Origin of the sequence: Streptomyces sp. NPDC047981, from assembly GCF_040653315.1 — a bacterium.
Classification (GTDB): domain Bacteria; phylum Actinomycetota; class Actinomycetes; order Streptomycetales; family Streptomycetaceae; genus Streptomyces.
On the sequence record NZ_JBEZNQ010000030.1, the window covers coordinates 16,812 to 26,325 of the forward strand.

A 9,514-nucleotide genomic window follows, 5' to 3' on the forward strand; every position below is an offset into this window, starting at 1 on the left:
CGCGCCGATGATCCGCCGCGACGGCCCATGCGGCCAGCACGCCACCGACTACGCCCACACCGTGGACCCCGTCACCGGCTGGCTCGACCGGATCTCGTTCTGCCGACGCCACACCGACTGGGGACGCAAGCACCAGCTCGCCTACCAGGAAGCCCGGAAGACCGCCCCGGAGCCCATCCCGAACGCGGGCGGCCTCCTCCCCTCCTACATGACGCTGAAGGCTGGTGACGAAGCCTGGATCCGCGTCTACACGTGGGCGTGCGCGTGGACGCGCCACCGCACGTGGGAGCCCCCGAAGACGTACGGGCTGCGCGCGGACGACTGGCCGACACCCGGGGTCGAGGAGCAGCCGCCCCTGCAGCGCCCGCAGCTGCGGCTCATCGTCAGCAGCCCCGACCTCCAGGACCAAGGAGACGCCGGTGACGACACCTGAGACCCGGGCCCGACTCGGTGCCCTGAAGCAGCAGCTCGCCGCCTCCACCCCGAAGCCCCTCGAAGGGCAGACCGCCATCCCCCTGCACACCGAGCCGGTCCGCTACGACTGCCCCTTCTGCGGCTGGTACACGAACCCGCCCGAGGGCACGATCCACCACAGCGCGTACCAGCAGATCGGCGGGCACATCCTCGGTGTCCACGGCCGCGAACCAGTCTTGCTGACGCACGGCCTGGTCCAACGGCTTCCGAACTCTGCTCCGACAGGTCCGACAGAGAAGAGCGCGCCATGAGCCGGATCACCGACTTCAACCCGGGTGCCCGCAACGACGCCCGGAGGGACGACCGGTACGCGGTCGTGCTCGAGCAGGTACGGAAGATGGCGTGGCCGGCCGGGAACCCGATGCTGCCCGGCTCCTGGGCGGACACCCTCGCGACCGACGTGATGGCCGCGGTCCGGAAGCGGGAGGGCCTGCACCGGCTGATCACGCACCACGCGTACGAGGGGCCGGGTGAGTGCCGGGCGATGTACTACGGCCGGAACGTCTGCAGCTTCCCGGAGGAGGAACACTCCCCCACCGAGGAGACCCTGGTGCCCGACCAGACCGGGACGCCCACCGAGCAGCGCCAGCCGCTCCAGAACGGCGACGCCATCACCCTGACCGACTTCAACATGGGGTCGATCATCGCGCTGGAGCCGGCCGACCCGACGATCGAGATCACCGGACCGGGCGGTCAACCGCTCGTCACGATCCACACGAACACCGGTGCCATCGACTACGGCCCCGGCTACACGCCCGACGCTGCGGCGAAGGAGTTCTGGGCGGCGATGCAGTCGTGGGCGCGGTACGCCCAGGCGGTGTCCGTGAACGGCCCGGGCGTGCCCCCTGCGGGCGGCGGGCCGACACCGGGCTCCGAGTCCTGACCTGCGGCCCCGTCACTCGTTCGGGTGACCTTGAGTGCGGAAAGCGGTTCCTGGGGCAGGCGCCCTGTTGCTGCCCTCCACGCCGGGCGCCGCTCCCCCTTCGCGGCGCCCTCTCCAAGAGGAGGTTCCTGGTGCCCTGGCCCAGCACCCTCACGCACGCTGCCCTGGCACGGGAAGGCCCTGGGCAGCGGGCGGAGTCTGCTACCCAGGGCCAACAGAGCCTGCGGCGCCGGGGGGTGCGCCACTGGCCGACTACAGCGGCCCGCGCCGAGGACGCGACATCGGGGCGATTGTCGACACAGACCGCAGTACAAGAGGCCCTCAAAGCCCCGGTACGGGAGAAACGGATCGGTGCCGCGCTGCGAAATCCGCTCCTTGCCGTAGCGGATTGCGGCTCCGTCCCGTCACTTCCCTTCCGGGGCCTCGACGAGGGCTACCGGACTTTCACTCACAGGCGATTTGACGGATTCCCGCGCGCCGCCTGCCAGTTAGGTCCTCCTTAGTGCACGGTGGCCGCTTCGCCTGTCTTCCCAGCAGGTCAGCGCCTCCGCCCCCACAGCTTGACCGTTCAACCTCCACAAATCTACGCAGGGTTTTTCTTACGAAACCCAGCGCCACTATTTACACTCCACGAGGCGACACGTGCGCCGTACACCCGGGGGGAAGCGCAACGCATGAAGGCGAACAAGAAGGCCCTGAAGGAACTGCTGCGGGAACGCCGCGCTCTCATCGACCCGGAATCACACGGGTTCGAGAAGCCGCAAGGCCGCGGCCGGCGTGCCCAAGGCCTCTCCCAGGCCCAGGTCGACGGCCTCACCAACCGCGCACAGAACACGTACAACCGGCTCGAGACCGGCGCGTTGACGTCCCCCACCGTCGACTACCTCGCCGACGTCGCCAAGTTGTTCGGCCTGAACGAGCAGGAGTGGTCCAGCCTCTGCCAGTACGCCGGCATCGGGAACCCCCCAGGCCCGCTCTACCAGTCGTCCGGCCTCGAGGTCCCCGGCGTGTGGCAGGAAGCGCTCGATGGCTTCTCCCACATGGCCTACGTCACCGACGCGTCCTGGAACCTCCTCGCCCACAACGCCCCGTTCGCCGACCTGTTCGATGGCGGCCGCATCCCCCGCAACACCATGCGGTGGATGCTCCTCGACCCCGACGCCCGCAACACCCTCCTCGAATGGAAAACGGTCTGGGCGCCGCTCGTCCTGCCGCAACTGCGCGCCGCGGTCGCCATACGCACCGACGACGAAACGCTTCAGCGAATCGTCAAGGACGTCCTCGCCGACCCCGACCTCGCCCCGATCTGGAACGCGGGCGGCGCCCACATACACCCCGACGGCGACGAACGCCCCATACTCCACGCCGTCCACGGCCCCGGCCACGTCACCATGTGCGCCGCGCAGCCCCTCGGATCTCCCGGCGCCCGCCTGATCGTCCTGCTCTACCACCCCGGTACGAAGAAGGCCCATGCCCGCGTACCGATGCTGCGGGCCCGCGATACCTTCTGACCCGTGATCAGGGGGAATGTGACCATCGTGCTGGCGTACGGTGTCGGCACCCCCCACGCGCCGACACCCCCCTTTTGCGCCGGAGGCCCAGCGTGCCCGCCTACATCTCCCGACCTCACACCGCCTTCCCCGCCCACAAAGTCACCACGAGCGAGATAGTCGACGACATCCTCGCCCGGCACCCCGGCCACCCACGCTGCTCGGCGATCCCTCGTGTGATCGCCAGCCTGCGGGTCGACAGCCGGTACTTCACGCGGCCGCTGATGTCCCCCACAGTCTCCGGGGACGCCGGCATCGAGGAACGCTCCCGAACCGCGTTCGCCGACGCCCTCGAGCTCGCCACGACGGCCGCGCAGACGACGCTCGCCGCCACCGGCCTCGCCCCCGACCCCGGCAAGCCCGGGGCGTACGCGGACGTCGACGCGATCGTCACCACCCACTCCACCGGCTGGTCCGTCCCCAACCTCGACATCCACCTCATAGCCGCCCTCGGCCTACGCCCCACCGTCCGACGCATCGCCCTGACCACCATGGCGTGCGCCGGCGGCACCCAGGCGTTGATCCGCGCGGTCGACCTCGTCACCGCCCGCCCCGGCGCGAAGGTCCTCGTCGTCGCGGCGGAGGTCATCTCGAGCGTCTACAACCACAACGACACGTCGATCGAGGCGATGATCTACAAGGCGCTGTTCGGGGACTCCGCCGCCGCCTGCATCGTCTCCTCCGAACCCCTCGGCCCCGGCCTCCGTATCGACGGCCCCGACGACACCCTCGAGTTCGTCCTCCCGGACTCCGTCGACCGCTACTCCGGCCGGCTCGACGCTGCCGGCTTCCACTTCGACTCCACCAAGGACGCGCTCACCGCCGCCGACGACGTCCTCCCGACCGTCCTTGACTGGCTCGGCCCCGACCACACGGTCGACTTCGCCGCCGTCCACCCGGGCAGCCCCCGCATCATCACCGACACCGCGACCGCCCTCGGCCTGGACGCCACCAGCACGGTCCACTCGTTCGCCACCCTCTCCGAGGAGGGCAACCTCGGCGGCGTATCGATCCTGCGGGTCCTCGAACGCACCCACACCACCCCGCCCCCAGCCGGCGCCCGCGGCGTCGCCGTCGCCTACGGGCCCGGGTTCAACACCGCCGCCATCCGAGGTACCTGGGCGGCCTGACCCCGGTCCGCTGTCAGTGGCTCGTGCGAGTCTGTTAGAGTGCCCGGTGGAGCCCATGCCGATGCTCTCCGCCGGGCACACCCCTGAGAGCGGAGGACGTGATGGACAACTACAGGCTGCACTGGACCAAGGCCGGCAAGAACGAGCGGCAGGTGTCGGCCGTCTCCTACAGCGCGTCGGCCGCCGAGACGTACAAGGCGCTCAAGGCGGCCCAGGACGGCGTCTCCGATGTCGAGATCGTGAAGGTGGCGCCGGGCACGTAGCCCCCGCCCCCCGCGCTTCCACGCAAGCGCCCCGCCCCGGGCAGCACACGGGACGGGGCGCTCCGCACATGTCGACGGTTCTGGTGGTCACCTGCGCCAGACGTTGACCTTCTGCGTCGACAGCAGCGGTGCCCCGTCGGGTCCCTTCATGTGGGCTGGCACCCACGTGCGGCGGCGTAGTGAGCGGTCCGGCCCGTAGGCCTGGTTGCGCCAGTGCCCGGAGACGACCCACCGGTACCGATAGTGCCGCGAACCGCCGTCACCATGCGGGTCGGCGTCCTGCGGGGTGTACTGGCGGCGCAGGTCCACGACCGACACGTCCGGGGTGGGCAGACCGTCCCGGGCGAAGGCGCGGGCGGTGGGCTTGTCCGCACGTTCCCGGGTGCTGTCGATGAGCAGGGGCTGTTGCATGAGCAGCCACGCGGTGGCCAGGGCCGCCACGATGGGCTCAGGAAGACCGATGTCGAGGTCGAGTTCGGCGAACGACACCGGTTCCGTCGTGACGGGGAGGACCGCGCCGCAGATCGGGATCAGCGGCGGTACGTGCTCGGGCGGCACGGTGTAGACCCGTGCGACCTCGGCGGCGAGCCGGTCACGGGACATCAGCAGCCACAGGATCATCCCGCCCTGGAACGGCGCCCAGGCGCAGGCCTCCACCGGGATGGACACGCCCTTGTAGTCCATCGTCCCGATGCCGCCCTGCCAGAAAAGCAGCCCGCACGGTGCCGGCCGGTCGGCGGTCGCCCACCGGGCTGCGGCCAGGGACTCCCCAGCGTGCATGGCGAGAGCGGTCATGTCCTCTTGCACCCAGAACAGTTCACCGGCCCGTAAGGCCGTGGCAAGGCCGTCCAGGCCGTCGGCTTTCTCCGGGCCGGTGCGGGACCGCAGAGGGGAGGCGGGGTCGTCGAGGTGTCGCAGGGTCTGCCGCTGGAGCCGGGGAAGCCCGGACGGCCGGACGGTCACTCGCCCGCGGCCTTGTCGGTCCGCGCGCCCTGGCCGGGGCGCGCGGCGAGAGCGTCCCGGACGTCACCGGCCCGGTAGTACGCCTGGGGGCGCCCGGAGTCGGGGTTGGGGTGGTAGCCGTACGCGGGCTTCACCCCGAGCCGGGACATCGCTTTCGACGCCGCTTTCGCCGGCTCCTTCGCCGTCGACCGCATCTCGTCCCGGCCGATGGCCTCCAGCGTCAGCGGCTCGTTCCGTTCGACGATGGCGCCCAGGTCGATGTCCTCGACCATGGCGGCGAAGTCCAGGAAGCCGTCGGCGTCGGCCGGGTAGCCGTCGAACTCGCCGTCCTCGGGCTGCCACGGTCCGATGAACTCCTCCCCGCACAGGCTGATGCTGTCAGGAAGTGCGGCATCGATCCTGCGGCGGTACTCCAGCTGAATCTCGTCCAGGGCGCCGGAGGACTCAAGCAGCTGCTGCCAGTCGCTGTCACCTCCGTTGATGAAGTCGAGGATGTCCACATCGGGGCTGGTGGAGGAGGCGTTGACCCGGTTGCACCAGGTGCCGTAGCTGGTCGTGGTCCGGTAGCTCATGACGGTTATCCCTTTCAGGCAGATGCGGAGTTCAGAGGGCGGCGACGGCGGTACGCAGGCCGGTGAGGATCCGGTCACGCATCTCGTCGAGGGTCAGGGAGCGGGGCGTGCCGTAGCCCTGGATGCGGAGCTTGTTGGTGGTGAGGTCGTAGAAGACCTTGTCCGTCGCGGCGGCGATCCGGCCGGCTTCGGAGTTGCTGATGGACTCGTCGTCGAGCCATGCGGAGCTGATGTTGCCGGACTTGTAGTGGCTGACCTGCAGGCCCAGGAGGTCGCGGGCGTTGTTGAAGTAGATCCGGTCCATGCCGTTCTTCTGCCAGCGGCGGCCGCCGATCGCGGTGAGCGTGTCGGCGGTGAGCTCGACGACCTTGTGGGCGGTGCGCTTCATGGTGCCGATGGCGATGCGGTGGGCGAGGGAGGTGGTGTCGATGACCCACTTGCCGGCCGTCTTGGTGGCGGCGATGACTCCGCGGCGGCACCAGGTGCGGATGGTGGCGACGGTGACGTTGGCCTGGGTGGCGGCAGTCGTGGTGTTCATCGTGGGTTCCTCCCCCTTAGCGATGACTCAACTATGCCGTACGTACGGCGAAGTTGGCAAGGGGTGTACCTACTCGGATTTCCCCCAGGATCTCGCCTCCGCGCATGGGACATAGGGCACGCCAAAACGGCCCCCACCCCCATCGAGGGGCGGGGGCCGTGACGGCTACTGACGGACGAAGGACAGGAAGCGCAACAGCTTGTCCAGGACCGTGATGGCCCGGCCAGCAGCGTTGGGATCCGGGTGCAGGACAGCCGCGAAGGCACAGAACACCACGGGCAGCAGCAGCACCAGGACAACGACGCACAGGAGAGAGAACAGGGTCACGGGGACTCCAAAGCCAAGGAGGAATCCCGCCGCCTACGTCTCGTCTGCCGAGTCGACTTCGTAGTGCTGGGATGGTGTGGCTTCAGAGACTATTGACTCTCTCTACAGCGCCAGGTGCTCGGGCACGACACCTGAAATCTGCGCTGTTCGTCGCTAACCACCAGTATACGCCGGTGGTCGACGTGGTCCCCGACGCAGTTTCGCCCCGCCAGCACTCGCGCTATCCGTACGCCCGCAGCACCCGATCCACATGGCCGACCAGAGCCGCCGCGCGTTGCGGGTCCCTCTGCCGGGGCGCGGCCGCGAGCGTCGGCACCAGCCAGCCCGGCCCCAGCACGTGCACCACCCCGTCCCATTGCGGCGCCCGCGCCTGCAGCCGCCCGCCGACGATCGGGGAGCCGTGGACGACGAGTAGCGGCCACACTGACCCGTCCGGCATCCCCAGCGCGGCCGCGGCCCGGCGGGCGTACGAGGCGACCGCCTCGATCTGACCGTGCCGGTCCTCTCCCCCGCAGTGCACCCGCCCGCCCAGGAGCTGCGTCGTACGGCCGCGGTGCCACCGCTTCGTGTCCAGCACCACCACCGCCGTCCCGCACGGCGACACCAGGACGTGGTCGAGGTTCGCGCGCGAGCCCGGCAGCGCCAGGTCGTGCCGTACGTGCCAGCCGGCCGCCTCGAGCCCGGCGAGGAGCCGGCCGGTCTCCTGCTCAGCAGCCGCCCCGATGTCCCAGCGGCCCGCCTCCGCCTCCATACGGCCCCCGGCGGACTGGAACCCGAGCAGGGCCAGCAGCCGCCGCCACAGGCCCCGCCGCGCCCCGCCGCGTAACTCGGCGGCCCGCGCGGCCGCAGACCCTCCCGCGCGGCCGCTCACCGGACGGCCTCCCGCCACCAACGCAGCCCTTCCGGCTCGCCCCGCTCCAACTCCCCGTCCCGGCGTGCTCATCTGGCTGGTCAGCCACTTCCAGTTCCCGTGCAGCCACACCGAGCCCCACGCCCCATCCCCCGGCGTTGCCTCACCGGCCAGGCACCGGTCGATGACCGCGAGCGTGTCCCGGGCCTGCTCTACGGCCTGGACCCGCAAGGACGCTTCGATCGTCACGGTGGACAGGCGCCGCACTTCCGCGACCGCCGCCTGTACGTTCACCGCCTCGGCGTGGACGCGGGCCGCCCGGGCGTTCGCTCGCTCAAGAGCAGCCTGCGCCTCGTGGAGCCGAGCCACGGCCTCGGCGCGCTCAGCGTCGGCGGTGTGCGCGTGTTGCTGGGCAATCCGTAGCCGGGCCTCGAGGCTCTTGTCGGTCATGAACATTCCTTCCGGGGCAATGTGACGGTGGGTTATGAACGTCGTGGTTCTACTCGCGGGTACGGGTCTCAGCCCCGGGGAGCAGGAGACCCGAACCGCACATCGGTCACGCTGCGTGGACACTGGGCACGACCTGATGCCACGCCCTCATACCGGCCGCGAGCGCTTCGGCCGCCCTGTCCCGGTCCTGCTCGGCCTCGACGATCGCCGCCTCCGCCGCGACCAACTGCTCGGTCCGCTCCTGCAGCGCCCGCTCCACCCCCACCAAGGACGACCGAAGCGCATCGGACGCGGCCAACTCGGTCTGGGCGTAGTCCACGAGAAGCATCCGCTCGGCCGGCGTCAGACGGTCTATACGGGCGAGCAGGTCGTAGAGGGTGGCTCGGCGAGCGGCGCGGTCACGGACCCGAATCGCGCGGGCTGCCCCTGTCCGGCCGCTCATGTCTGCCCCTCCTGCTCACCGGACGTGTGGCAGGGGCACACGCACGGCGCCTGGCAGAACTTGCACTGCGCCGGACTCTTGGGGCCCGCTTGCCCGGACTTGCCTTGGCAGTAGGCGTGCTGGTCGTGGAGGCAGCCGGTGGACAGGTAGTGGTGGGCGGCGGCCAACTGCTCCTGGTGCTCGTCGAGGGCGGCGCGGATCTTGTCGCGCAGGGCGCACCCGGCGCAGGTGAGGTTCTGGCCGAGGCAGTCATGGCCGCCCATGGCCGGGTACTGGTGCGTCAGATTGGCCAGGGACACGAATTCGCGGAGGAGCGCCTCGGCCCGCTCGGCGCGCTCGCGCTGCTTGAGGTACCGGTCGGCGTACTCGTTCGAGCGATCGCGGTAGCGCTCGAACAGGCCGTACAGCTGGCTGATGCTGTTCCGGAGCCGCGCCGCCTCGTCTCCAGTGAGCGGGCCGCGTTCGGCCCGGTCGGCGAGGTTGAGGAGCTGCTCGGTGGTACTGGGCTGGGTCACAGGAGGTCTCCTCCGACTCGGATGGTCTCGATGGGTCGTGCGGGCGGTTCGTCGCGTGCGGGCTGAAGGCCGTGGAGGTCGAGGAAGGCCTGCTCGTCGGGGTCGGTGGGCTCGGGCTGGGTCATCGGATGTACGCCTTCCGGGCGCGCCCGCTGTACCAGGGCAGCGCCAGGCCGTCGTTCTCCGCGCGAGGCACCAGATGCAGATGGAGATGGAACACGGACTGCGTGGCCTCGCGGCCCCGGCTGGTGATCAGGTTCATCGGCTGCCCGATGCCGGCTGCCAGCTCGGCGGCACGGTGCATGACCGCGGCTGAAGTCTCAGCGTTGGTCGTGAAGTCGGCGACGTGCGCCTTCGGGATGACGAGGGTGTGGCCGGGGACGACTGGTCCGAGCGGAACGATGGCCATGGCTTCGGGCCAGTCGCTGACGATGGTGGCGGGGGCGCGTCCGGCGACGATCTCGCAGAACGGGCAGGGATCGGGCTGGGTCATCGTGGGCTCCGGTGGATGCGGGAAGCGAACAGGAGGGCGAGTGGGACGGAGGCGGGTGGCCAGG

15 protein-coding genes are annotated in these 9,514 nt (G+C 70.3%); 6 read left to right on the plus strand and 9 right to left on the minus strand.

Annotated features, from left to right (window positions below; all coding sequences use genetic code 11):
• The first annotated feature begins 7 nt into the window (after nucleotides 1-7).
• From AB0E14_RS19315 to AB0E14_RS19340, 6 genes are all read left to right on the plus strand, one after another.
• The gene (locus AB0E14_RS19315) at nucleotides 8-433 is read left to right on the plus strand and encodes a hypothetical protein (protein WP_362418984.1); all 426 of its coding nucleotides are present in this window, start codon (nucleotides 8-10) and stop codon (nucleotides 431-433) included.
• A complete protein-coding gene (locus AB0E14_RS19320; protein WP_362418987.1) occupies nucleotides 420-725 on the plus strand; it encodes a hypothetical protein in 306 nt (101 codons plus the stop codon). The genes AB0E14_RS19315 and AB0E14_RS19320 overlap by 14 nt, the downstream gene beginning before the upstream one ends.
• Nucleotides 722-1,357 carry a hypothetical protein gene (locus AB0E14_RS19325; RefSeq protein ID WP_362418990.1) on the plus strand — a complete coding sequence of 212 codons (636 nt, stop codon included), beginning with the start codon at nucleotides 722-724 and terminating at the stop codon, nucleotides 1,355-1,357. Before AB0E14_RS19320 ends, AB0E14_RS19325 begins: the two co-directional genes overlap by 4 nt.
• Before the next feature lie 674 nt (nucleotides 1,358-2,031).
• The gene (locus tag AB0E14_RS19330; RefSeq protein ID WP_362418993.1) at nucleotides 2,032-2,868 is read left to right on the plus strand and encodes a helix-turn-helix transcriptional regulator; all 837 of its coding nucleotides are present in this window, start codon (nucleotides 2,032-2,034) and stop codon (nucleotides 2,866-2,868) included.
• Between the two features lie 92 nt (nucleotides 2,869-2,960).
• The gene (locus tag AB0E14_RS19335) at nucleotides 2,961-4,037 is read left to right on the plus strand and encodes a PhlD (RefSeq protein WP_362418996.1); all 1,077 of its coding nucleotides are present in this window, start codon (nucleotides 2,961-2,963) and stop codon (nucleotides 4,035-4,037) included.
• A 101-nt stretch (nucleotides 4,038-4,138) separates the two neighbouring features.
• A complete protein-coding gene (locus AB0E14_RS19340) occupies nucleotides 4,139-4,300 on the plus strand; it encodes a hypothetical protein (protein ID WP_362418999.1) in 162 nt (53 codons plus the stop codon).
• Between the two features lie 87 nt (nucleotides 4,301-4,387).
• Here the strand turns inward: AB0E14_RS19340 and AB0E14_RS19345 are convergent, their stop codons facing one another.
• The 9 genes from AB0E14_RS19345 to AB0E14_RS19385 form a co-directional block, all read right to left on the minus strand.
• Nucleotides 4,388-5,263 carry a hypothetical protein gene (locus AB0E14_RS19345; protein ID WP_362419002.1) on the minus strand — a complete coding sequence of 292 codons (876 nt, stop codon included), beginning with the start codon at nucleotides 5,261-5,263 and terminating at the stop codon, nucleotides 4,388-4,390.
• Complete coding sequence (locus AB0E14_RS19350; RefSeq protein WP_362419005.1) at nucleotides 5,260-5,835, minus strand: hypothetical protein; 576 nt, start codon at nucleotides 5,833-5,835, stop codon at nucleotides 5,260-5,262. Before AB0E14_RS19350 ends, AB0E14_RS19345 begins: the two co-directional genes overlap by 4 nt.
• A gap of 31 nt (nucleotides 5,836-5,866) precedes the next feature.
• Nucleotides 5,867-6,373, minus strand: a complete 507-nt coding sequence (locus AB0E14_RS19355) for a hypothetical protein (RefSeq protein ID WP_362419008.1) — start codon at nucleotides 6,371-6,373, stop codon at nucleotides 5,867-5,869.
• 165 nt (nucleotides 6,374-6,538) lie between these two features.
• Complete coding sequence (locus AB0E14_RS19360; protein WP_362419011.1) at nucleotides 6,539-6,700, minus strand: hypothetical protein; 162 nt, start codon at nucleotides 6,698-6,700, stop codon at nucleotides 6,539-6,541.
• 220 nt (nucleotides 6,701-6,920) lie between these two features.
• The gene (locus AB0E14_RS19365) at nucleotides 6,921-8,000 is read right to left on the minus strand and encodes a nuclease-related domain-containing protein (protein ID WP_362419014.1); all 1,080 of its coding nucleotides are present in this window, start codon (nucleotides 7,998-8,000) and stop codon (nucleotides 6,921-6,923) included.
• Nucleotides 8,001-8,106: 106 nt separating this feature from the next.
• On the minus strand, nucleotides 8,107-8,442 hold the full coding sequence (locus AB0E14_RS19370; protein WP_362419017.1) for a hypothetical protein: 336 nt from the start codon (nucleotides 8,440-8,442) through the stop codon (nucleotides 8,107-8,109).
• On the minus strand, nucleotides 8,439-8,957 hold the full coding sequence (locus tag AB0E14_RS19375) for a hypothetical protein (RefSeq protein ID WP_362419020.1): 519 nt from the start codon (nucleotides 8,955-8,957) through the stop codon (nucleotides 8,439-8,441). Before AB0E14_RS19375 ends, AB0E14_RS19370 begins: the two co-directional genes overlap by 4 nt.
• A complete protein-coding gene (locus AB0E14_RS19380; RefSeq protein ID WP_362419023.1) occupies nucleotides 8,954-9,082 on the minus strand; it encodes a hypothetical protein in 129 nt (42 codons plus the stop codon). Before AB0E14_RS19380 ends, AB0E14_RS19375 begins: the two co-directional genes overlap by 4 nt.
• On the minus strand, nucleotides 9,079-9,450 hold the full coding sequence (locus AB0E14_RS19385; RefSeq protein ID WP_362419026.1) for an HIT domain-containing protein: 372 nt from the start codon (nucleotides 9,448-9,450) through the stop codon (nucleotides 9,079-9,081). The genes AB0E14_RS19380 and AB0E14_RS19385 overlap by 4 nt, the downstream gene beginning before the upstream one ends.
• Between the last annotated feature and the right edge of the window lie 64 nt (nucleotides 9,451-9,514).